At 72.1% G+C, this 22,487-nt stretch carries 18 protein-coding genes; 4 read left to right on the plus strand and 14 right to left on the minus strand.

The window, feature by feature from the left end; translation table 11 throughout:
- Positions 1-9: 9 nt before the first annotated feature.
- From sepF to rsmH, 14 genes are all read right to left on the minus strand, one after another.
- A complete protein-coding gene (gene sepF, locus E6U81_RS14445; protein WP_030031797.1) occupies positions 10-627 on the minus strand; it encodes a cell division protein SepF in 618 nt (205 codons plus the stop codon).
- Positions 628-776: 149 nt separating this feature from the next.
- Entirely contained in the window at positions 777-1,496 is a 720-nt protein-coding gene (locus E6U81_RS14450; RefSeq protein ID WP_136230492.1) for a YggS family pyridoxal phosphate-dependent enzyme, read from the minus strand.
- On the minus strand, positions 1,483-2,268 hold the full coding sequence (gene pgeF / locus E6U81_RS14455; RefSeq protein ID WP_240803807.1) for a peptidoglycan editing factor PgeF: 786 nt from the start codon (positions 2,266-2,268) through the stop codon (positions 1,483-1,485). Before pgeF ends, E6U81_RS14450 begins: the two co-directional genes overlap by 14 nt.
- Positions 2,265-3,470: a cell division protein FtsZ gene (ftsZ, locus tag E6U81_RS14460; protein ID WP_136230493.1), complete on the minus strand. Its 1,206-nt coding sequence runs from the start codon at positions 3,468-3,470 to the stop codon at positions 2,265-2,267. The genes pgeF and ftsZ overlap by 4 nt, the downstream gene beginning before the upstream one ends.
- Before the next feature lie 279 nt (positions 3,471-3,749).
- Positions 3,750-4,451 carry an FtsQ-type POTRA domain-containing protein gene (locus E6U81_RS14470; RefSeq protein ID WP_240803820.1) on the minus strand — a complete coding sequence of 234 codons (702 nt, stop codon included), beginning with the start codon at positions 4,449-4,451 and terminating at the stop codon, positions 3,750-3,752.
- A 183-nt stretch (positions 4,452-4,634) separates the two neighbouring features.
- On the minus strand, positions 4,635-5,729 hold the full coding sequence (gene murG / locus E6U81_RS14475) for an undecaprenyldiphospho-muramoylpentapeptide beta-N-acetylglucosaminyltransferase (RefSeq protein ID WP_046775255.1): 1,095 nt from the start codon (positions 5,727-5,729) through the stop codon (positions 4,635-4,637).
- Between the two features lie 6 nt (positions 5,730-5,735).
- Positions 5,736-7,106, minus strand: a complete 1,371-nt coding sequence (ftsW, locus tag E6U81_RS14480) for a putative lipid II flippase FtsW (RefSeq protein WP_136230495.1) — start codon at positions 7,104-7,106, stop codon at positions 5,736-5,738.
- Positions 7,107-7,176: 70 nt separating this feature from the next.
- Positions 7,177-8,697, minus strand: coding sequence for a UDP-N-acetylmuramoyl-L-alanine--D-glutamate ligase (gene murD, locus E6U81_RS14485; RefSeq protein WP_136230613.1), 1,521 nt, complete (start codon positions 8,695-8,697; stop codon positions 7,177-7,179).
- Positions 8,698-8,735: 38 nt separating this feature from the next.
- Positions 8,736-9,806: a phospho-N-acetylmuramoyl-pentapeptide-transferase gene (mraY, locus tag E6U81_RS14490; RefSeq protein WP_136230496.1), complete on the minus strand. Its 1,071-nt coding sequence runs from the start codon at positions 9,804-9,806 to the stop codon at positions 8,736-8,738.
- Entirely contained in the window at positions 9,803-11,233 is a 1,431-nt protein-coding gene (murF, locus tag E6U81_RS14495; RefSeq protein WP_136230497.1) for a UDP-N-acetylmuramoyl-tripeptide--D-alanyl-D-alanine ligase, read from the minus strand. The genes mraY and murF overlap by 4 nt, the downstream gene beginning before the upstream one ends.
- Entirely contained in the window at positions 11,230-12,939 is a 1,710-nt protein-coding gene (locus E6U81_RS14500; RefSeq protein ID WP_136230498.1) for a UDP-N-acetylmuramoyl-L-alanyl-D-glutamate--2,6-diaminopimelate ligase, read from the minus strand. The genes murF and E6U81_RS14500 overlap by 4 nt, the downstream gene beginning before the upstream one ends.
- A gap of 45 nt (positions 12,940-12,984) precedes the next feature.
- Positions 12,985-15,006, minus strand: a complete 2,022-nt coding sequence (locus tag E6U81_RS14505; protein ID WP_136230499.1) for a penicillin-binding protein 2 — start codon at positions 15,004-15,006, stop codon at positions 12,985-12,987.
- 63 nt (positions 15,007-15,069) lie between these two features.
- On the minus strand, positions 15,070-15,603 hold the full coding sequence (locus E6U81_RS14510; protein ID WP_031149478.1) for a hypothetical protein: 534 nt from the start codon (positions 15,601-15,603) through the stop codon (positions 15,070-15,072).
- A complete protein-coding gene (gene rsmH, locus E6U81_RS14515; RefSeq protein ID WP_136230500.1) occupies positions 15,600-16,559 on the minus strand; it encodes a 16S rRNA (cytosine(1402)-N(4))-methyltransferase RsmH in 960 nt (319 codons plus the stop codon). The genes E6U81_RS14510 and rsmH overlap by 4 nt, the downstream gene beginning before the upstream one ends.
- 361 nt (positions 16,560-16,920) lie before the next feature.
- On the opposite strand from rsmH, the gene E6U81_RS14520 reads away from it, so the two are divergent.
- The 4 genes from E6U81_RS14520 (at position 16,921) to E6U81_RS14535 (ending at position 22,389) form a co-directional block, all read left to right on the plus strand.
- Positions 16,921-17,472, plus strand: coding sequence for a carbonic anhydrase (locus tag E6U81_RS14520; protein WP_030850219.1), 552 nt, complete (start codon positions 16,921-16,923; stop codon positions 17,470-17,472).
- A gap of 137 nt (positions 17,473-17,609) precedes the next feature.
- Positions 17,610-18,620 carry a MoxR family ATPase gene (locus tag E6U81_RS14525; RefSeq protein WP_136230502.1) on the plus strand — a complete coding sequence of 337 codons (1,011 nt, stop codon included), beginning with the start codon at positions 17,610-17,612 and terminating at the stop codon, positions 18,618-18,620.
- A complete protein-coding gene (locus E6U81_RS14530; RefSeq protein ID WP_136230503.1) occupies positions 18,620-19,987 on the plus strand; it encodes a DUF58 domain-containing protein in 1,368 nt (455 codons plus the stop codon). The genes E6U81_RS14525 and E6U81_RS14530 overlap by 1 nt, the downstream gene beginning before the upstream one ends.
- A complete protein-coding gene (locus E6U81_RS14535; protein ID WP_136230504.1) occupies positions 19,984-22,389 on the plus strand; it encodes a DUF3488 and transglutaminase-like domain-containing protein in 2,406 nt (801 codons plus the stop codon). The genes E6U81_RS14530 and E6U81_RS14535 overlap by 4 nt, the downstream gene beginning before the upstream one ends.
- Positions 22,390-22,487 lie beyond the last annotated feature (98 nt).

The following is a 22,487-nucleotide window of genomic DNA, read 5'->3' on the forward strand; positions in this document are numbered from 1 at the left end:
CGGATCGGTCTAGCTTTGGTTGAAGAACCCGCCCTCCGCGATGCGGGCCTTGTCCTCCGCCGTGACATCGACGTTAGCAGGCGACAGCAGGAACACCTTCTGTGTCACGCGTTCAATGCTGCCGTGCAGACCGAACACGAGTCCGGCGGCGAAGTCCACGAGACGCTTCGCATCCGTGTCGTCCATCTCCGTGAGATTCATGATCACCGGAGTGCCCTCACGGAAGTGTTCCCCGATGGTACGGGCCTCGTTGTAGGTCCGGGGGTGCAGTGTCGTGATGCGGTACGGCTCCCGCTCGGAGACGACCTTGGGCATGATCACGGGGGCGTTCTTCTCCAGGTTCGTGCGATCAGGTGTGATGGATGCCACGGGGGCAATTCGCGCAGGACGTCCGTTTTCCACCGGAATTGGGATGGGTTCCCGCTGGGCCGGAGGCTGTACGGCTCGTACCGGTTCGTCCGATACGGGCGACTGGTGCACGGGCTGCTGTCGGCGATCCCGCTCCCGAGCCCGCTCCATCTCCGGCTCGGGCTCGAACTCGTCGTCGGGGTCGTACCCCGGGTTGTCGTACCGGTCGTCCTCCACGAGGCCGAGGTAGACCGCCATCTTGCGCATCGCGCCGGCCATTCTCCGAGTCCTCCGCTCTGTGGTGGATCGCCCTGTCGCAGGTGCCGCCGTGTCACGAATGTCACCAACTGCCCGCGATCCACGTGGTCTGCCCGCTCATCGACGGGAATGACCATATTTTCTGCTGTGGTCCGACTTTCTTCGCGACGTTACCCGAGCCGGGGTCTCGCGCCGAGTACCGCAGTGCCGACGCGTACATGTGTCGCACCGGCCGCAACGGCCTGTTCCAGGTCTGCACTCATCCCGGCCGACACCATCGTGGCAGTCGGATGGTCCGCGCGCAGGCGGGATGACAATTCCACCAACCGCTCGAAGGCGGCTTGTTCGCGTCCCGCGTAGTGGCCGGACAGCGGTGCGACGGTCATCAGTCCGTCGATCCGCAGTCCGGGTGCCCCGGCGACGAGGTCCGCCAACTCCGCGAGCTGTTCCGGTGCGGCACCGCCCCGGGTCCCCCGCTCGCCCGACTCGGCGTCGAGGGCGATCTGGACGAGGCAGCCGATCTCGCGGCCGGCGCCCGTCGCGGCCGCCGAGAGGGCGGTCACGAGCCGGGCCCGGTCGACGGACTGCACCACGTGCGCGTATCCCGCCACGGAACGGACTTTGTTGGTCTGCAACTGGCCGACGAAGTGCCAGGTGAGCGGCAGATCCGCACAGGCCGCGGCCTTGGGGGCGGCATCCTGGTCGCGGTTCTCGGCAACATGACGGATGCCCAGCTCCGCCAGCAGTCGTACGTCGCTCGCGGGGTAGGTCTTGGTGACCACGATGAGGGTCACCTCCTCCCGCCCGCGGCCGGCCGCCGCGCACGCGGACGAGATACGTTCCTCCACCCGCGCCAGGTTCTCGGCGAGCTCCGACTTACGATCCGTCATTCTTCTTTTCCCCCGGGGATCCGGGGGTCTCCCCCCGGGAAAGCTCCGTCAACCAGACATATCCGGCAAGCCGTCCGGTCACCCGGTCACGGCGGTACGAGAAGTGGTCCCGCGACTCCAGTGTGCAGACCGGAGAACGGAGGCCGTTCACCACCCCCGCCTCCGCGAGCTGGGCGTGCACCCCCGCGACCACGTCGACCGCCGGTGTCCCCCAGCTGGTCTCGGCCCGGGCGGCGGGCACCGTTTCGGCCACCGCCTCCCGCATCTGCGCCGGCACCTCGTAGCAGTGCCCGCAGACCGCGGGCCCGGTACGGGCGACGATCCGCGCCGGCTCGGCGCCGAGGGAGACCATCGCCTCCACCGCCGCCGGCACCACCCCGGCGACCAGCCCGGGCCGTCCGGCGTGGGCGGCCCCGACGACGCCGGCGACGGGGTCCGCCAGCAGGACCGGGGTGCAGTCTGCAGTGAGCACGGCGAGGGCGAGCCCCCGCCGGGCGGTCACCACCGCGTCCACGGCCGGGATCTCCGCGTCCCCCCAGGGGCCGTCGACCACCGCCACGTCCCGGCCGTGCACCTGGTTCATCCAGACCACCCGGTCCGGGTCGAGTCCCAGGGACCGCGCGGCCAGGGCCCGGTTCGCGAGAACGGCGGCCGGGTCGTCTCCGACCGCGCCGCCGAGGTTGAGCTCTTCGTACGGAACGGCGCTCACTCCGCCCCACCGGTCGGTGAAGGCGAAGTGGGCGCCGCCCACGTGGTGCTGCTCCGGTGTCACTTCAAGAAGTCCGGGACATCCAGTTCCTCGGCCGGGCTGTCCTGGTACGGCCGGGCCGTGGGGACCTGCGGCGCGGGGGCCTGGACCTCGACCGGGGCCGCCTCGGCGGGGGCCGGGGGCTCCTCGCGCGGGGGGACCGTGCCGAGTCCGCCGAAGGCCGGGCGGACCGGCTCGGCGGCGCGGACCGGAGCCGGGGCGGGCTCCTCGCGCTTCGTGGACGCGGCGCCGATGACGTTGTCCCGGCGGGCCGGGGGCTGTCCGCCGTCGAACCCGGCCGCGATGACGGTGACCCGCACCTCGTCGCCGAGCGCGTCGTCGATGACGGCGCCGAAGATGATGTTCGCCTCGGGGTGCGCCGCCTCGCTCACCAGCTGCGCCGCCTCGTTGATCTCGAAGAGACCGAGGTCGGAGCCGCCGGAGATGGAGAGCAGCACGCCGCGGGCGCCGTCGATGGACGCCTCCAGCAGCGGCGAGGAGATCGCCATCTCGGCGGCGGCCACCGCGCGGTCGTCGCCGCGGGCCGAGCCGATGCCCATCAGGGCCGAGCCGGCCTCGGACATCACGGACTTGACGTCGGCGAAGTCGAGGTTGATCAGACCCGGGGTGGTGATGAGGTCGGTGATGCCCTGGACGCCCGAGAGCAGGACCTGGTCCGCCGACTTGAAGGCGTCCAGGACGCTGACCTGGCGGTCCGAGATGGACAGCAGGCGGTCGTTGGGGATGACGATGAGGGTGTCGACCTCTTCGCGGAGCTCGGCGATGCCGTCCTCCGCCTGGTTCGCGCGGCGCCGGCCCTCGAAGGTGAACGGCCGGGTGACCACACCGATCGTCAGGGCGCCCAGCGAGCGCGCGATGTTGGCGACGACGGGTGCGCCGCCGGTGCCGGTGCCGCCGCCCTCACCGGCGGTGACGAAGACCATGTCGGCCCCCTTGAGGACCTCCTCGATCTCCTCGCGGTGGTCCTCTGCCGCCTTGCGACCGACGGCCGGGTTGGCTCCGGCGCCGAGGCCCCGGGTGAGTTCACGGCCGACGTCGAGCTTGACGTCGGCGTCGCTCATCAACAGCGCCTGGGCGTCGGTGTTGATGGCGATGAACTCGACGCCCTTGAGACCGACCTCGATCATTCGGTTGATGGCATTGACACCACCGCCGCCGACACCGATGACCTTGATGACTGCGAGGTAGTTCTGCGGTGCTGCCACGTCGAAGGCCTCTCGCCTCGAGTTACGTGTCGCCGCCTCGCGGGCCTGCGTTGCGACGACTGATGCCGAAATAGGGACGGTCCGAACGCGCCGACCCGAACCCTCACCCTGAAGTTTAGGGTTAGGGGTGTGTCTGTTCCTTGGACTCTTCCGAACAGGACACTAAGTCGACAAGTAGCGCGTGTTCAACGAACACGCCGAACCTCCCGTTTTTCTTTTCACCCTATGTGATCACCCGTATCGCTGGCCAACCAGGGTGCGTCGCTGTTCGACCTGACGTCAACTCCCGGCCGCCGCAGGGGCGGTGGGAACGCTCACGTCGAAGTGACCGGCCTTCGGCGCGGCTTTCAGCAAAGCGGTCAGCGCACGCCCCTTCGCGTCGCTCTGTTCGCCGCTGCCCCACCGGACGGACCGGCCTCCGGTCAGCTCCAGCACGATGGAATCGTAGGAACCCACCTTGACCTGCACGGTTTCCTTGGCGATCGGCGCCGGGAGGGATCCGGCGACGAGCACGGCCTCGTGTAGCAGCCGCTCCTCGTCGAAGCGGCGGGCGCTCGGGGAGCCCCCCGCGTTCAATTCGAGGACCGGAACACCCGCGGGCGCTTTCGGAACCGTGTCGAATCGCACACCCGATGCGTCCACTTCCACGAAGTTGGCGTCCTTTTTGATGAGCAGGACGGGTTTGCGTTCGGTCACCTTGAGTCCGATTCCGTGCGGCCAGGCCCGCACCGCATCGACCGAATCGATGCGGGGCAGACGGCCGCGGACGCGGCTCTCGATCTCGTCCGTGTCGATGCTCACGAGGGGTGAGCCGACCGGTACGGCCGCGGCGGCGAGCACCTGTTCGGGGGTGAGCACCTGCGTACCGGTGGCGGTGACCTTCTCGACGCGGAGCCAGGAGGACCCGTAGAGGACCCAGGTGCCGCCGGAGACGAGGAGTACCGCGGCGGCCAGGGACGCCAGCACAGGGCCCCGGCGCAGGTGCTTGCCGGGGCCCCGTGGGGCGGTCCTCTTCGGGGCCTTCGCGGACTTCGGGCCCTTGGGCGGCTTGGGAGAGCCGGCGCCCTTGCGGGGCGGCCGGCCGGGCCGATCAGAAGACGGGGTTCCGCGCTGTGCGGTCGTCGCTCCGGCCACTCCTGTGCCTCCTGCGTCCGTGCTCCCGCGTCAGCGGGCTCGGTGGGCTGCGATCGCCTCGTACACCATGCCGACCAGCAGCTCGTCGGCGTCCCGGCGGCCGAACTCACCGGCGGCGCGGGACATCTCGTACAGGCGGTGCGGGTCGGACAGCACCGGGAGGACCTGGCCGAGCACCCAGTCGGGCGTCAGTTCCGCGTCGTCCACGAGCAGGCCGCCGCCGGCCTTGACCACCGGCTGGGCGTTGAGCCGCTGTTCGCCGTTGCCGATCGGCAACGGGACGTAGGCGGCGGGCAGCCCGACGGCGGACAGTTCGGCGACGGTCATCGCTCCCGCGCGGCACAGCATCATGTCGGCGGCGGCGTACGCGAGATCCATCCGGTCCACGTACGGTACCGGCACATAGGGCGGCATCCCGGGCATGTTGTCGACACGCGGCAGTTCGTTCTTCGGCCCGACCGCGTGCAGGATCTGCACGCCGGAGCGCTGGAGGGTCGGAGCGACCTGCTGGATCGTCTCGTTGAGGCGCCGGGCGCCCTGCGAGCCGCCGGAGACCAGCAGGGTGGGCAGGTTGGGGTCCAGACCGAAGGCGGCGCGCGCCTCGGGGCGTACGGCGGCCCGGTCGAGGGTGGAGATGGAGCGGCGCAGCGGGATGCCCACGTAGCGGGCGCCGCGCAGCTTGCTGTCGGGCGTGGAGACCGCGACGGCGTGCGCGTACCGGGAGCCGATCTTGTTGGCCAGTCCGGGCCGGGCGTTGGCCTCGTGGACGATGATCGGCACACCGAGCCGCTTGGCCGCGAGGTAGCCGGGCAGGGCCACGTAGCCGCCGAAGCCGACGACGCAGTCGGCCTTGGTGCGCAGGAGGATCTCCTCCGCGGCCTTGATGGTGCCGCGCAGCCGTCCGGGGACGGTGATCAGCTCGGGCGTGGGCTTGCGGGGCAGCGGTACGGCGGGGATCAGCCCCAGTTCGTAGCCGCGCTCCGGCACCAGGCGGGTTTCGAGTCCGCGCTCGGTGCCCAGGGCGGTGATGCCCACTGAAGGGTCCTGCCTGCGCAGGGCGTCCGCGAGGGCGAGCGCCGGCTCGATGTGGCCGGCGGTCCCCCCACCGGCGAGTACGACATGCACCGAAATTCACCGCTCTCCGGACGGACGCTTCTTGACGCGCCGTCTCATCGACTTCCATCTCACCCCGGTCCGCCTCCAGCCGGTCTTCGGCTGCCGCATCGCGAGGGCCGCGCGCGCGGCGGGCTCCTCCCGCGCGAAGGCGATGAGCAGTCCGACCGCGAACATGGTCGGCAGCAGGGCGGACCCCCCGTAGGAGAACAGCGGGAGCGGGACACCGGCGATCGGCAGCAGGCCGAGCACCGCACCGATGTTGATCACGGCCTGGGCCGTGATCCAGGTGGTCACGCCTCCCGCGGCAAACCGTACGAAGGAGTCCTCCGTGCGTCCGGCCACGCGGATACCCGCATAGCCTAGAGCCGCGAAGAGGGCGAGCACCGACAGCGTCCCCGCCAGTCCCAGTTCCTCCCCCGTGATGGCGAAGATGAAGTCGGTGTGGGCTTCGGGTAGTTGACCCCATTTTTCCACGCTTGCACCCAGGCCGGAACCGAACCAGCCGCCCGATGCGAGGGCGTAGATCCCATGTACGGCCTGCCAGCAAAGGTCGTTCTTGCCCGGTTCTGTCGCGCCGATGCACTCCAGCCGGTCCATCCGGTGCGGACTGGTCTTGATGAGCAGTGCGACGATCGCACCCGCGAAGGCGAGCACTCCGACGAACATCCGCGTCGGGGCCCCCGCGAGCCAGAGCAGGCCGAACAGGATGGCGCCGAGGATCATCGCGGTGCCCATGTCCCCGCCCAGCATGATGAGCCCGAGCAGCAGGAAGGCAACGGGGACGAGCGGCACCAGCAGGTGCTTCCACTGGCTCAGCAGCCCCTTGTCGCCCTTGCGGGCCAGCAGGTCGGCGCCCCACAGGATCAGGGCGAGCTTGCCGAACTCACTGGGCTGCAGCATGAACGGGCCGCCGAGGGAGATCCAGTTCTGGTTGCCGTTGATCGAGACCCCTATCCCGGGGACCTGGACCAGGACCATCAGGAAGAGCGTCCCGGCGAGCACCGGATAGGACAGCGCCCGGTGCAGCTTCACCGGCATCCTGGAGGCGGCCAGCAGCAGCACCGTGCCGATGAGGGCGGCCAGGAACTGCTTCTTGAAGAAGTACGCGTCGCCCAGGCCCAGCTGGAGCGCCTTGATCATGGAGGCGGAGTACACCATCACCAGACCGAGCACGGTGATGAGCAGGGAACTGCCGAAAATCAGGTAATAGGCCGTGAGTGGGCGGTCCCACGCCCTGCGCAACTGCTGCTGCGTGCGCCGGAGACCGGCCAGCGGCCCGCGCCCGGGGGGCCGCCCCGGGCGCTTCACACTCACCCCGGGGCGCTTGCGTCCCTGCGCCTTCACGGCGGACGGCCGCCGCCCCGGCAGCATCTGCTTGGCCGGCATCTGTGATCTTCCCCTCCACTCGTGCGAGGCGAGCATCCGGCCGGAGGGAACCAGTCCCGGCGCCCCCGGCCTAGGCCGTGTCCGCGGCGTTCTCGGCGGCCAGTTCGCGCACCGCGTCGGCGAACGCGTCCCCGCGCTTGTTGTAGTTCGCGAACATGTCCATCGAGGCGCAGGCCGGTGCCAGCAGGACCGTGTCGCCGGGCTCGGCGAGCGCGGCCGCCTCCCGGACCGCTGCGAGCATCGCCCCAGTGTCGGTCCGGTCGAGGTCGACGACCGGGACCTCGGGGGCGTGTCGCGCCAGCGCCTCGGCGATCAACGCCCGGTCGGCGCCGATCAGGACGGCGCCGCGCATCCGCCCGGCCGACTTCTGCACGAGCTCGTCGAAGGTCGCGCCCTTGGCGAGACCGCCGGCGATCCAGACGACCTTGTCGAAGGAGGCGAGGGAGGCCTCCGCCGCGTGGGTGTTGGTGGCCTTGGAGTCGTCGACGTAGACGACCGAGGCGACCTCGTCCACCCGGGCGACCCGGTGGGCGTCCGGACGGAAGTCGCGCAGCCCGTCGCGGACGGCGCGCGGCTCCACGCCGAAGGCGCGGGCCAGGGCCGCGGCGGCGAGCGCGTTGGCGATGTTGTGCGGGGCCGGCGGGTTGACGTCCTTGACCTCGGCGAGCTCCTGGGCGTTCTTCTGCCGGTTCTCCACGAAGGCCCGGTCGACGAGGATGCCGTCGACGACGCCGAGCATGGAGGGGCCGGGGGCGCCGAGGGTGAAGCCGATCGCGCGGCAGCCCTCCTCGACGTCGGCCTCGACGACCAGGTCCTCGGTGGCCTTGTCGGCCACGTTGTAGACGCAGGCCACCGTGTTGCCCTCGTAGATCCGGCCCTTGTCGGCGGCGTACGCCTGCATCGAGCCGTGCCAGTCGAGGTGGTCGGGGGCCAGGTTGAGGACGGCTGCCGAGTGGACGCGCAGCGAGGGCGCCCAGTGCAGCTGGTAGCTGGAGAGTTCGACGGCGAGGACGTCGTACTGCTGCTCGCCGAGCACCACGTCGATGATCGGGGTGCCGATGTTGCCGACGGCGGCGGTGCGCAGCCCTGCGGCCTTCAGGATCGACGCGAGCATCTGGGTGGTGGTGGTCTTGCCGTTGGTCCCGGTGATGGCGAGCCATTCGGCGGGCCCGGCCGGGTCCGCGCCGGCCCCTTCGCCGGCGCCCTCGGCCGCGGCCCTGCGTGCGGCGCGGAGCTCCGCTCCGGCCCCCCGCAGCCGCCAGGCGACCTCGACGTCGCCGACGACGTCGACGCCCGCCTCGGCGGCGGCCAGGAAGAGCGGGCTCTGCGGCGGCCAGCCGGGCGAGGTGACGACCAGCTCGGTGCCCTCGGGCAGGGTCTCGCCCGCCCGGGCGCCGTCGGGCAGGTTGCCGAGGCGGACCTCGATGCCCAGTTCCGCGAGTTCGGCCGCCCTGGCCCGGTGCGCGTCGCCGTCGCCGTTGTCGACGACGGTCACGCGGGCGCCCAGCCCGGCCAGTGCCCGGGCGGCGCTGATGCCGCTGATGCCGAGGCCGGCCACGGTGATCCGGCCCGGCAGGCCGAACCGGCCCAGGGCGTCGGGGCCGAGCAGGCCGGCCAGGTCGGAGGCACTCACTTGTCGGCTGCCCATCCCGCGTAGAAGAGACCGAGACCCACGATCACGCACATGCCCTGGATGATCCAGAAGCGGACCACGACGAGGACCTCGGACCAGCCCTTGAGTTCGAAATGGTGCTGGAGCGGCGCCATCCGGAAGACGCGCTTGCCGGTCAGCTTGAAGGAGCCGACCTGGATGACGACCGACATCGTGATGAGTACGAAGAGGCCGCCGAGGAGCGCCACCAGGAGCTCCGTGCGGGAGCAGATGGCGAGGCCCGCGAGCGCGCCGCCGAGGGCCAGCGAACCGGTGTCGCCCATGAAGATCTTGGCGGGCGAGGTGTTCCACCACAGGAAGCCGAAGCAGGCGCCCATGAGGGCGGAGGCGACGACCGCGAGGTCGAGCGGGTCGCGGACCTCGAAGCAGGCGTTCGGGTTGGTGAGGTCGGCGGCCATCGCGCACGACTCCTGGAACTGCCAGACGCCGATGAAGGTGTAGGCGCCGAAGACCATCACGGCGGCGCCGGTGGCCAGGCCGTCCAGACCGTCGGTGAGGTTCACGCCGTTGGACAGGGCCAGGATCATGAACAGCGCCCAGACCACGAAGAGCACCGGGCCGATCGACCAGCCGAAGTCCGTGACGAACGACAGCTTGGTGGAGGCCGGGGTGAGGTCGCGCGAGTCCTTGAACTGGAGGGCGAGCACCGCGAAGGTGATGCCGACGATCAGCTGGCCGGCCATCTTGGCCTTGGCCCGCAGACCCAGCGAACGCCGCTTGACGATCTTGATGTAGTCGTCGAGGTACCCGACGAGGCCCATGCCGGCCATCAGGAAGAGCACGAGCAGGCCCGAGAAGCTCGGCTCCTCACCGGTGATGACCTTCGTCAGCGCGTACGCGACGAGCGTGGCCAGGATGAAGGAGATACCGCCCATGGTGGGCGTGCCCTTCTTCCCGGCGTGGCCGCGCGGACCGTCGTCGCGGATGAACTGGCCGTAGCCCTTGCGGGCCAGCAGCTTGATCAGCAACGGCGTGCCGACGACGGTCAGGAACATGCCGATGACACCGGCGAACAGGATCTGCCTCATCGGCCGGTGACCTCGCCCTCGACAGTGCCCTCGAGCAGGGCCTGCGCCACCCGCTCCAGACCGGCCGACCTGGAAGCCTTCACCAGCACGACGTCACCCGGGCGCAGTTCACTGCGCAACAGGTCGACCGCCGCCTGCGCGTCGGACACGACCACCGACTCCTCACCCCACGAACCCTCGTTATATGCGCCCAGTTGCAGCCAGGAGGCTTCCCTGCCCCCGACCGCGACGAGCTTGCTCACGTTGAGCCGGACGACAAGCCGTCCGACCGCGTCGTGCTCGGCGAGAGCGTCGTCTCCGAGCTCGGCCATCGGGCCGAGCACCGCCCACGTGCGCCCCCCGTCCGCCCTGCCGCCACCGCCCATCGCGGCGAGCGCGCGCAGTGCGGCCCGCATGGACTCCGGGTTCGCGTTGTAGGCGTCGTTGACGATCGTCACACCGTCCGCCCGCTCGGTGACCTCCATCCGCCACCGCGACAGCGTGCCCGCTCCGGAGAGCGCGGTGGCGATCTCCAGGGCGGACATGCCCAGGACGTGGGCGACGGCGGCCGCGGCGAGCGCGTTCGACACGTGGTGCTCACCGTACAGCCGCAAGGTCACGTCGCTGCACCCGGTCGGTGTGTGCAGTGTGAAGGAAGGCTGCCCCTTGTCCGTCATGCGGACTTCCGTGGCCCGGATTTCGGCGTCTTCGGCCTCGCCGAACAGCACCGTACGGGCCTTCGTGCGCGCGGCCATGGCGCGAACGAGCTGGTCATCGGCGTTGAGGACGGCGACGCCGCCCTCCGCCTCGGCCGGCAGCGCCTCGACGAGCTCGCCCTTGGCCTGCGCGATCTGCTCGCGGCCGCCGAACTCGCCGATGTGCGCGGTGCCGACGTTGAGCACCAGGCCGATCCGAGGGGGCGTCAGTCCGGTGAGGTAGCGGATGTGGCCGATGCCGCGGGCACCCATCTCCAGGACGAGGTGCTGGGTGTCCTCGGTGACGCGCAGCGTCGTGATCGGCAGGCCGATCTCGTTGTTGAGGTTTCCGGGGGTCCACACGGTGGGCGCGTGGTGCTGGAGCACCTGCGCGATGAGGTCCTTGGTGGAGGTCTTGCCGGCGGACCCGGTGAGGGCCACGACGTCGGTGCCGAGGCGTCCGACGACAGCGCGGGCGAGCGCCCCGAGGGCGGCCACGACATCGGGGACGACGATGGCCGGGACACCGACGGGCCGGGTCGCGAGGACGCCCACGGCGCCGGCGGCGAGTGCGCGCTCGGCGTAGTCGTGGCCGTCGACCCGCTCGCCGACGAAGGCGGCGAACAGGCTGCCCGGCCGGACCTCTCGGGAGTCGTAGACCACGGGACCGGTGACCTGTACGGACGGATCCGGTATGTCGTGGGGCCGCCCGCCGGTGATGTCGGCGATCTCGGCGAGGGAAAGGGCGATCACTGGTTCACCTCGGCCTGTCGGACCTGGTTCGTTCGATCGAGCACGAGTTGGCGTTCGATCGCGGCGCGGAGCACCGTGCGGTCGTCGAAGGGCCGGACGACCCCTGCGGTCTCCTGGCCCTGCTCGTGGCCCTTGCCGGCCACGAGCACGGTGTCACCGGGCTCGGCGCGCGCGACGGCCGCGGCGACGGCCGCCGCCCGGTCGGCGTCGACGAGGACGGTGCCGCGCTCGGCGGGCGGTACGGACACGGCGCCGCCGAACATCGCGGCGAGGATCGCGAGCGGGTCCTCGGAGCGCGGGTTGTCGGAGGTCAGGACGGCCACGTCGGCGAACCGGGCGGCCGCGGCGCCCATCGGGGCGCGCTTGGTCGTGTCGCGGTCGCCGCCGCAGCCGAGGACGATGTGCAGCTTGCCGGTGGTGACCTCGCGCAGCGCGCGCAGGACGGATTCCACGGCGTCCGTCTTGTGCGCGTAGTCGACGACGGCGAGGTACGGCTGTCCGGCGTCCACCCGCTCCAGCCGGCCGGGGACTCCGGGGACCGCGGCGACGCCGTCGGCGGCGGTCTGCGGGTCGATGCCGGCGGCGGCGAGCGTGACGATCGCGGCGACAGTGTTGGCGACGTTGAACGGGCCGGGCAGCGGGGCCTTGGCGCGCACGCGCTGTCCCTCGGGGCCGACCAGCGTGAGCGTGGAGTCCATGTGGCCGGTGACGACGTCCTCGGCGCGCCAGTCGGCGGCCGGGTCGCCCGCGACCGAGAAGGTGACGACCGGGACGGTCGCCTCCTTGGCCAGGCGGCGGCCGTACTCGTCGTCCAGGTTGACCACGCCCAGGCGGGACCGGCGGGGGGTGAACAGCCCCGCCTTCGCCTGGAAGTAGTCCTCCATGTCGGTGTGGAACTCCATGTGCTCGGGGCTCAGGTTGTTGAAGACGGCGACGTCGAAGACGCATCCGTCGACGCGGCCGAGCACCAGGGCGTGACTGGAGACCTCCATGGCCACGGCCTCGACGCCGCGTTCGCGCATGACCGCGAAGAGTGCCTGGAGGTCGGTGGCCTCGGGGGTGGTCCGCTCGGACTTGATGCGCTCGTCGCCGATGCGCATCTCGACGGTGCCGACCAGTCCGGTGCTGCGGTCGGCCGCGCGCAGGCCGCCCTCGACGAGGTACGCCGTGGTGGTCTTGCCGGAGGTTCCGGTGATGCCGATCTGGAGCAGGTCCTCGCCGGGGTGGCCGTAGATCGCGGCGGCGAGTTCGCCCATCCGGCCGCGCGGGTCGGCGACGACCAGGACCGGCAGGCCGGTCCCGGCGGCGCGCTCGGCGCCGGCGGGGTCGGTCAGTACGGCGGCGGCGCCGAGGCCCGCGGCCTGGGCGGCGAAGTCGGCGCCGTGGGTCCGGGCTCCCTGCAGGGCCGCGTAGAGGTCTCCGGGGCGGATCGCACGGGAGTCGTGCGTGATCCCGGTGATCTGCGCAGCGCCTGGCGACGGGATGCCCAGCAGCGCGGCCAGCTCGCCCAGCGGGCTCGCAGTGGCGGACGCGGGCCTGGGCGGTCCCGGCGGCGCTGCCGGGGCGTCTTGCTGGGTGGTTCTGGGCTGATCAGCGTGGGGCACGGCGGTGAGCGTACCGGGCGCGGCGGCCGGGCCGCGAAGTGAGGGCCCGGGCTCGGCTCCGGCGCCCGGTCGGTTCCCGGGTTTCGGGGTGATCGTTGTCACTGGTGGTGCCTCACGCTTTTCTGGCGGGCAGGCCGCGGCCGTGGGTCACTGGCCGGGCTGCGGAGTGGGCTGCGGGGCGGGCTGCTGGGCGGGCTGCGGGCCGGGCTCGTAGGTGACCGGGAGCCCGGCGGGGGCGGTGCCGGTGGGGGCGACCTGGAGGGTCTTGAGGGCGAACTCCATGACCTTCTTGTAGATGGGGCCGCAGATCTGGCCGCCGAAGTAACTGCCCTTCGTGGGGTTCTGGATGGCGCAGTAGACGGTGATGCGCGGGTTGTCCGCCGGGGCGAACCCGGCGAACGAGGCGGTGTAGCCCTTGTAGCGGCCGGTGGCCGGATCCACCCGGTTGGAGGTGCCGGTCTTGCCACCGACCCGGTAGCCGGGGATCTTCGCCTTGGTTCCGGTGCCCTCCTGGTCGTCGACGACGGATTCGAGCATCTCGGCCAGGGTCTTGGCGGTCTCCTGGCTGATCACGCGGTTCTGTTCGGGCGCCGGGGCCGGGGTGAAGCGGCCGTCGGGACCCTTGGTGCCGCGGACCAGCGTCGGCTCGATGCGGACCCCGCCGTTGGCGATGGTCGAGTACACCGAGGCCGCCTGCATGGCGTTGAGGGAGAGTCCCTGGCCGAAAGGAATCGTGTACTGCTGGGAGGTGGACCAGTCCTGGGGATCGGCGAGGATGCCGCGGGACTCGCCCGGGTAGTTCAGGCCGGTGGGCCGGCCGATGCCGAACTTGGTCAGGTAGGAGTGCAGGACCCTGTTGGCCTCGGGCTGGGTGGGACCGAGCTGGCCGGTGGCCAGGATGGTGCCGATGTTGGAGGACTTGGCGAGGACCCCGTTGAGGGTCAGGTACCAGGTCGGGTGGTCGATGTCGTCCTTGAACAGCCGGTCGCCGCGGTGCAGGCGGTTGGGGACCTCGACACGGGTGTCGGGGGTCGCCTTCTTCTCCTCCAGGACGGCCGCCATCGACATCACCTTGGCGGTGGAGCCGGGTTCGTACACGTCCTGGAGCGCCGCGTTGCCCATGGCGGCGGAGCTGGCCCGGGTCAGGTCGTTGGGGTCGAAGCCGGGGGCGTTGGCCATGGCCAGCACCTCGCCGGTACGGGTGTCCTGGACGATGACGTAGCCGCGGTCGGCCTCGGACTTCTGCACCTGCTCGGCGATGGCGCTCTGCGCCGCCCACTGGATGTCCCGGTCGATGGTCAGCTCGATGTCGTCGCCGGGAACGGCGGGCTTCTCGCTGGAACCGGCGGTGGGCACCTTGCGGCCGCCGGACTGGGCGTAGGTGATCTCCCCGTCCTTGCCGGCCAGCTTCTTGTCGAGGGCGGACTCCAGCCCGCCGCCGCCCTTGCCCTCGGCATTGACGTAACCCAGTATCCCGGCGGCGAGGTCCCCGCCGGGGTACACGCGCTTGCTGCTGTCCTCCTTGAACACGCCGGCCAGGACGTTGGCGCCGGGGGCGTTGTTCTTCTTGTCGGCGCTCGCCTTCTCCGAGAAGACCCGCTTGAGGTCCTTGATCTGGTTCCAGACCTGCGGGGTCTGGCGCTGGGCGAGGATCACGTACCGGCTGTTCTTGGTCCTGAGCTTCCCGGCGAGCTCCTTGGCGTCCTTGCCGAGGATGGGTGCGAGCAGGGCCGCGGCCTGCTCGGGGGCGTCCGGGGCCTTGCTGTCCTGGGGGGTGAACATCTTCGGGTCGGCGGTGATGTCGTACGCGTCGACGCTGGTGGCCAGGGCCACGCCCCTGCGATCGGTGATCTCACCGCGTTCCGCGGCCAGTTTGACGTTGGTGTAGCGGTTCTTGGAGGCCGCGGCGGAGAAGGACGAGGCGTCGACGGCCTGCACCTGGAGCAGCCGTACGACGAAGGCGAGCATGACCAGGGTCAGGCCGACGCCGACCAGGCGCAGCCGGGGCCGGGGGCTGCCGAGCCGGATGGTGTGCGGCTTGCGGGGGCCGGCGGGGCGCCGGGTCGCCGGGCGCGAGGCCGGGCGGGCGGTGGCCCGGGGCCGGTCGCCGGGCCGGGCCGGCCTGGCCGGTCCGGGCACCCGCCGCCGCGGCGGCTCCTGCGGGCTCACCCGGCCACCGTCCGCGCCTCGATCACCGGCGAGGGCGGTTCAGACGGGATCCGCGTCACGACGTCACCTTCCAGGGGTCTGGCTGGACTGCGGGCTACCGGAGGGAGCGGGCTGGGCCGGCGCCGGGGAAGCGGTCGGCGCAGGGGGTTGCCCCGGTCCGGCAGGCGGCGGGGCCGGGAGGGTCGGGGTCGGCGACGGCGGCGCCTCGGCCACCGAGACGCTGCCGGAGACCTTGCCGTCGGGGCCGATGAAGACGGGGCTGCCGCCCGGGACCAGGCCCAGTTCCCGGGCGCGGCGCTGGAGGGCGTCGGGGGCCGAGTGGGCGTCCACGTCGCGCTGGAGGGCCTGCTCCTCGTCGGTGAGGGCGGTGGTCTCCTTCTTCAGCCGGGTCAGCTGGAAGGAGCCCTCGTTGAGGGCCGAGTTCAGCAGCAGCAGGCTGATCAGGCCGCCTGCGAGCAGGGCCACGACCAGCAGGACGAACGGCATCCGCGCCGCCTGCCCGCCGGGCCGCGGCCGGGCCGGGCGGGCGCCGAGGGCCCGCCCGATGCGGGCCGCCTGCCCGCGGGTCAGCGTGGCGACCTTCCCGGCCTTGGTCACAGTTGCGCCTCCCGGATGCGTTCGACCCCCCGGAACCTCGCCGGGGCGGCCCGCCGGTTCTCGGCGATCTCCTCCTCGGTCGGCAGCTCCGCGCCGCGCGTGAGCAGTTTGAGCTTCGGCTGGTACTTCTCCGGCACCACCGGCAGCCCGGGCGGCGCGGTGGAGGTCGCGCCCGCCGAGAAGACCTGCTTGACCAGGCGGTCCTCCAGCGAGTGGTACGAGAGCACCGCGATCCGGCCCCCGACCGCGATCCGGTCCACGGCCGCCGGGATGGCCCGCTCCAGGCCGGAGAGCTCGCCGTTGACCTCGATCCGCAGCGCCTGGAAGGTGCGCTTCGCCGGGTTGCCGCCGGTCCGCTTGGCGGCCTGGGGCAGGGCGTCGCGGATGAGCTCGACCAGCCGGGCGCTGTTGCTGAAGGGGGCCTTCTCGCGTTCGCGGACGATCGCGGACACGATCCGCTTGGCCTGCTTCTCCTCGCCGTACTGGCGCAGGATCCGCACGAGCTCGCCCGGCGCGTAGGTGTTGAGGACCTCGGCGGCGCTGATGCCCGTCGTCTGGTCCATGCGCATGTCCAGCGGTGCGTCCTGCGCGTACGCGAACCCGCGGTCGGCCTCGTCGAGCTGCATGGAGGAGACGCCCAGGTCGAAGAGGACGCCCTGGACGGTCGGGAGGCCCAGGCCGTCGAGCACCTCGGCGAGGTCCGCGTAGATCGCGTGGACGAGGGTGGCCCGGTCGCCGAAGGGGGCGAGCCGTTCGCCGGAGAGCCGCAGGGCCTCCTTGTCGCGGTCGAGGCCGATCAGGCGCGCCTCGGGGAACCGGGTCAGCAGGGCCTCACTGTGGCCGCCGAGGCCGAGGGTGCAGTCGACGACGACGGCCCCGGGCCTCTCCAGCGCCGGGGCCAACAGGTCCAGGCACCGCTGGAGCATCACCGGGACATGTCGGGACTCGCTAGTCAAAGCGCCCTCTCAGATAACGGCGCGGCAGGCGTACGCACCGCCCGCTCCCCCGGCCGGTGAGCGGAAGAGGGCCGGGCCGTACGTACGCGCCGCGCACGCGGAGTCTTCATCGGTGGCCGGACGGCCGGTCAGGGCCGGGCTCCGGCCGGTTCGCGTCACTTTAGTGCAACGGTCGCCGCGGTCAACGAACCGGCCCGCGCGCCGTACGCGCCTCTCGGACCGAAGCCGCAAATGATGCCGAACCACCCGGACGGCCGCTCCCCGCCCACCCCTGTGGGTTAGCTCACAACAAGCCCCGTTGACGTTCTTTGTCCAACCTCACGCCCGGACGGCGCCGCCCGTGACCACTACCGTCGTACCCATGACGACTTCCGCATCCCTGCCTGCAGACTCCGCACCCGAGGCATCCGTCGGCGGATCCGTCACCGACCGGCTGGTCGAGGCGAATCAGCGTTACGCCGCCAAGTTCGCCGACCCCGGCATGGACGCCCGCCCGGTGCTCCACGTGGCCATCGTGGCCTGCATGGACGCCCGCCTCGACCTGCACGCGGCACTCGGCCTGGAGCTCGGCGACTGCCACACCATCCGCAACGCGGGCGGCGTGGTCACCGACGACACCATCCGCTCCCTCACCATCAGCCAGCGGGCCCTCGGCACCCGCACGGTGATACTCATCCACCACACCGGCTGCGGTCTGGAACGCCTGACCGAGGACTTCCGCCACGAACTGGAGGACGAGGTCGGCCAGCGTCCCGCCTGGGCCGTCGAGGCCTTCCGCGACGTCGACCAGGACGTCCGCCAGTCCATGCAGCGCGTGCGCACCAACCCGTTCCTGCCCCACAAGGACGATGTGCGAGGCTTCGTCTTCGACGTGCACACCGGACTCCTCCGGGAGATCGATCCCAGCTCCTGAGTGACACAAGGCCGTGACGCCGTCAAGAATGCGGGAAGACACCCCCCGGGAAACCCCGGGTCCGGTGTCCGTGTTTCGGGGTGGGCCGGTCATGCGCCAAGGGCGTCGGCCCTGAGAAATGGGCCGAGGAGAACCAGGTGACGACGTATGACGATCGAGCGAGCCTCGCGGATCTGACCAGCACGGCGGAGCGGGTCCGCCAGTCGGTCGAGAGCGTGATCGAGGGCAAGCCCGAGGTCGTCCGCCTCGCGCTGACCGTGCTCCTCGCCGAGGGACACCTGCTGATCGAGGACGTTCCCGGCGTGGGCAAGACGATGCTCGCCAAGACGCTGGCCAAGTCCATCGACTGCTCGGTGCAGCGCATCCAGTTCACGCCGGACCTGCTGCCGTCCGACATCACGGGCGTCAGCATCTACGACCAGCAGCGCCGCGAGTTCGAGTTCAAGCCGGGCGCGATCTTCGCGCAGATCGTCATCGGCGACGAGATCAACCGCGCCTCGCCGAAGACGCAGTCCGCGCTGCTGGAGTCGATGGAGGAACGCCAGGTCACCATCGACGGCACCACCTACACGCTGCCGAGCCCCTTCATGGTCGTCGCCACCCAGAACCCGGTGGAGATGGAGGGCACCTACCCGCTGCCCGAGGCCCAGCGCGACCGCTTCATGGCCCGCGTCTCCGTCGGCTACCCCAGCCCCGAGGCCGAGCTCCAGATGCTCGACGTGCACGGCGCGGTCAACCCGCTCGACGACCTCCAGTCCGTCGCGCACGCCCATGACATCGTCAAGCTGATAGAGGCCGTGCGCGAGGTCTACGTCGCCGAGCCCGTCCGGCGCTACGTCGTCGACCTGGTCTCCGCCACCCGCAGCCACCCCGACCTGCGGCTCGGCGCCTCACCCCGGGCCACCCTGCACCTCCTGCGCGCCGTGAAGGCCTCCGCCGCGCTCGCCGGCCGGGACTACGTCCTGCCCGACGACGTCCAGTCGCTGGCCGCACCGGTCCTCGCGCACCGGCTGCTGCCCACCGCGCAGGCCCAGCTGAACCGGCGCACCTCCGAGCAGGTCGTCGGCGAGATCCTCCAGCGCACCCCCGTCCCGGCCGCGCACGCCCGCGGCGAGATGCCGCCCGGCGCCGGCGCCCGGAGCTTCTGATGGGTGCCGGTGCCCCACGCGGCGCCGGCGGCCCGGGGGACGGCGGCGGACTGCGCGCCTCACTGTCCGGGCTGACCACCCGCGGCCGTTCGTTCGTGGCCGCCGGGATCGCCGCGGCCGCCTGCGCCTACGTCCTCGGCCAGGGCGCACTGCTGCGCGTCGGCCTGCTCCTCGCCCTCCTGCCGCTGATCTGCGTCTACGCCCTGCACCGCACCCGCTACCGGGTCTCCGGGAGCCGCCGGCTGACCCCCGGGCGGGTGCCCGCGGGCGCCGAGGCCCGGGTGCAGCTGCGCATGGACAACGTCTCCCGGCTGCCCACCGGCCTGCTGATGCTCCAGGACCGGGTGCCCTACGTACTGGGTCCGCGTCCGCGGTTCGTCCTGGACCGGGTCGAGCCCGGCGGCCGCCGCGAGGTGTCCTACCGGGTCCGCTCCGACCTGCGCGGCCGGTACCCGCTGGGCCCGCTCCAGCTGCGGCTGACCGACCCCTTCGGGCTGGTCGAGCTGACGCGCTCCTTCAGCACCTACGACACCCTCACCGTCATACCGCGCACCGAACCCCTGCCCCCGGTCCGGCTGGCCGGCGAGTCCAACGGCTACGGCGACGGGAGCCGCCGCTCCCTGGCCCTGGCCGGCGACGACGACGTGATCCCGCGCGGCTACCGGCGCGGCGACGACCTGCGCCGCGTGCACTGGCGCTCCACCGCCCGCTACGGCGAGCTGATGGTCCGCCGCGAGGAACAGCCCCAGCGCAGCAGGGCCACCGTCCTGCTCGACACCCGCCGCCTCGCCTTCGACGGCGCGGGCCCCGACTCCGCCTTCGAATGGGCCGTCTCCGCGGCCGCCTCCAGCCTCGTGCACGTCCTGGAACAGGGCTTCTCCGCACGGCTGCTCACCGACACCGGCAACGCGGTGCCCGGCGAGGGCGGCGGCGGGTTCTCCGCCGGCGGGCAGGAGTCCGCCGAGGCCGCCGGGCTGATGATGGACACCCTCGCCGTCGTCGGGCACTCCGACGGCGCCGGACTCTCCCGGGCCTACGACGCGGTGCGCGGCGGCGGCTACGGCGAAGGCGGCGGGGACGGGCTCCTCATCGCCTTCTTCGGCGACCTGGACGACGTACAGACCGAACTGGCGGCCAGGATGCGCCAGCGCGCCTCCGGCGCGGTGGCCTTCGTACTGGACACCGGGGCCTGGGGCGGACGGCCCGTGCCCGGACACGACGTGGTCCCGCTGGAGGAGCGGCTGCGCAGACTGCGCGACGCGGGCTGGACCGCGCTGGCCGCCACTCCGGGCGTGGCCTTCGGCGAGCTGTGGCGACAGGCCGGGACCGCGCGGGTCGGTACGGGAACGAGCGGAGGCCGGGAATGAGCGGACGGGCGAAACTGACGGTCTTCGCGGCACTCGCGACGCTGCTCACCTCGTGGTCGCTGAGCCCGCTGGTGGAATCGCAGGCCTGGCTGCTCCAGGCCGCGCTGCTGCTGGCCGTGCAGAGCGCGGTGGGGGCGGGGGCCCGGCGGGTGCCGCTGGCGCGCTCACTGACCGTGGGCGCGCAGCTGCTGGTGTCGCTGCTGCTGCTCGCGCTGCTCTTCGCGGGCAAGGTCGAGTCCACCGGCAGCGGACCGCTGGCCTACTTCGTGACGGACTTCGGCTCGCTGTTCGCACAGGGCGTCCACGACGTGGGCGAGTACGCGATACCGGCCCCGCTGACGGACGGCATCCAGCTGCTGCTGGTGTCCGGGGTCCTGCTGATCGGCCTGCTGGTGGACCTGCTGGCGGTGACGGCCCGCACGGCCGCCGCGGCCGGGCTGCCGCTGCTCGCGCTGTACTCGGTCGCCGCGGGCCTGTCGGGCGGCGGGGAGGCCTCCTGGTTCTCCTTCCTCCTGGCGGGCTGCGGATACCTGATGCTGCTGCTCTGCGAGGGCCGCGACCGGCTCGCCCAGTGGGGGCGGGTCTTCGGCTCGGCACCGCGCGGACGCGGAACGGCCGACTCCGGCATCAGCAGCGGGAACGTCCAGGCGACGGCCCCGGTGCGGTTCGGCCGCCGGATCGGCGCCCTGGCCCTGGGCCTGGCGCTGGCGGTGCCGGCGGTGCTGCCCGCCCTCGACGACGGCCTGCTGGGCGGTCCGCAGGACGGCGAGGGCGCCGGCGGCTCCGGCGGCACCATCTCGGCGGTCAACCCGCTGGTCTCCCTGCAGAGCAACCTGAACGCGCAGGACAACCGTGTGGTGCTGCGGTACCGAACGGACAGCCCGCAGCAGGGGGACCAGTACCTGCGCATCCTGGCCCTGGACGAGTTCAACGGCTCCAAGTGGGAGGCGTCCGGCCGGGCCCTGACCGACGTGCCGCAGCAGATGCCGGTCCCGCCCGGTCTCGGTGACCAGGTCCGCCTCGGCTCCAGCGAGGTGACCACGAACATCACGGCGTCCGACGGCTACAACCAGCGCTACCTCCCCATGCCGTACCCGGCGACCGCGGTGGAGATCGACGGGAAGTGGCGGTTCGAGCCGGTCGGCCGGACCCTGGTCGGCGACCAGCTGGGCCGGGACAAGTACCAGACCGTCCAGGGCGCCGAGTACAAGGTGCGCAGCCTGCTGCTGAAGCCGACCGCGCAGCAGCTCCAGAAGGCCCCGGCGCCGGACCCGGCGTTCCGGGAGGAGTACACGAAGGTTCCGGACAACCTGCCGCCCGTGGTCGCCGAGACCGCCCGCCAGGTGACGCAGGGGACGAAGGACGACTACTCGCGCGCGGTGAAGCTCCAGGACTTCTTCGCCGTGAGCGGCGGGTTCCGCTACGACACGCAGACCGCCTCGGGGACGGGGCCGCAGGCCGTCGCCCGGTTCCTCGCCGACAAGGAGGGCTTCTGCATCCACTTCGCGTTCTCGATGGCGGCGATGTCCCGCACGCTGGGCATCCCGGCCAGGGTCGCGGTGGGCTTCACCCCCGGCGAGAAGCAGTCGGACGGCGTCGTGAACGTGTCGATGCGGGACGCGCACGCCTGGCCCGAGCTGTACTTCCAGGGCGTGGGCTGGACCCGGTTCGAGCCGACGCCCCGGTCGGGCCTCAACGTGCCGGACTACTCCCGCACGCAGGCCCCGGCGACCCAGCCGTCCGCGCCCGCGCCCGTGCCCTCGCAGGGCGCGGTGCAGCCGGCGCCTGCGCCCTCGATGTCCGCCGAGTGCCCGCCCGAGCTGAAGAAACTCGGCGAGTGCGGAGCGACCGCCCCGCAGCAGAGCGCGGCCGGCGACGACGGGCCGTCGGTGGCGACGGTCCTCGGCTGGACGGCGGTCGTGGTCGCGGTCCTGGGCCTGCCGCTGCTCCCGCTGCTGTGGCGCAGCCGGCTGCGGGCCCGCCGGCTGGGCACCGGGGAGGTCCTGGCGGCCTGGCGCGAACTGGGCGACGCCGCCTGGGACGTGGGCGTGGCGCCGGACGAGGCGCTGTCGCCCCGCCGGGCGGCGGACCGGGTCGTGGATCTGGGCCGTCTGGAGCCGGAAGCCGCCGCGGCGGTGCACCGGGTGGCGGGTGCCGTGGAGCGGGCCCTCTACGCGCCGCCGGGCGCGGAGGTCTCGTACGCGGGCCTGGCGGACGACGTACTGGCGGCCCGTGCGGGCCTGCTGGCCGCGGCGGGCCGCCCGACCCGGCTGCGCGCCCTGCTGCTGCCGCGCTCGGCGAGCCGGATCTCCTGGGCGGTCACGGCCCGCTGGTCGGCACTGGCCTCGGCGGCATCGGCCCGCCTGACGGCCCTCCGCCTCCCCCTCCGGGGCCGCGGCTAGTCCCCAGCCCCCGGCGCGCTACCAGCGCCGGGGGCTGAGGCGCCCTTCCGGCTTTCAGCCCCGCCGGCGTTCGATGCGCGGGGGCTCGGGGGCAGCGC

It is taken from the genome of Streptomyces sp. A0592, assembly GCF_004795115.1.
In the GTDB taxonomy this organism is placed as follows: Bacteria; Actinomycetota; Actinomycetes; order Streptomycetales; family Streptomycetaceae; genus Streptomyces; species Streptomyces erythrochromogenes.

What these genes read in the sequence shown, in the direction of transcription:
- E6U81_RS14535 (WP_136230504.1), top strand. Translation starts at nt 19,984, where the DNA reads ATGAGCGGACGGGCGAAACTGACGGTCTTCGCGGCACTCGCGACGCTG.
- mraY (WP_136230496.1), bottom strand. Translation starts at nt 9,806, where the DNA reads ATGAGGCAGATCCTGTTCGCCGGTGTCATCGGCATGTTCCTGACCGTC.
- E6U81_RS14530 (WP_136230503.1), top strand. Translation starts at nt 18,620, where the DNA reads ATGGGTGCCGGTGCCCCACGCGGCGCCGGCGGCCCGGGGGACGGCGGC.
- sepF (WP_030031797.1), bottom strand. Translation starts at nt 627, where the DNA reads ATGGCCGGCGCGATGCGCAAGATGGCGGTCTACCTCGGCCTCGTGGAG.
- E6U81_RS14520 (WP_030850219.1), top strand. Translation starts at nt 16,921, where the DNA reads ATGACGACTTCCGCATCCCTGCCTGCAGACTCCGCACCCGAGGCATCC.
- E6U81_RS14450 (WP_136230492.1), bottom strand. Translation starts at nt 1,496, where the DNA reads ATGACGGATCGTAAGTCGGAGCTCGCCGAGAACCTGGCGCGGGTGGAG.
- ftsW (WP_136230495.1), bottom strand. Translation starts at nt 7,106, where the DNA reads ATGCCGGCCAAGCAGATGCTGCCGGGGCGGCGGCCGTCCGCCGTGAAG.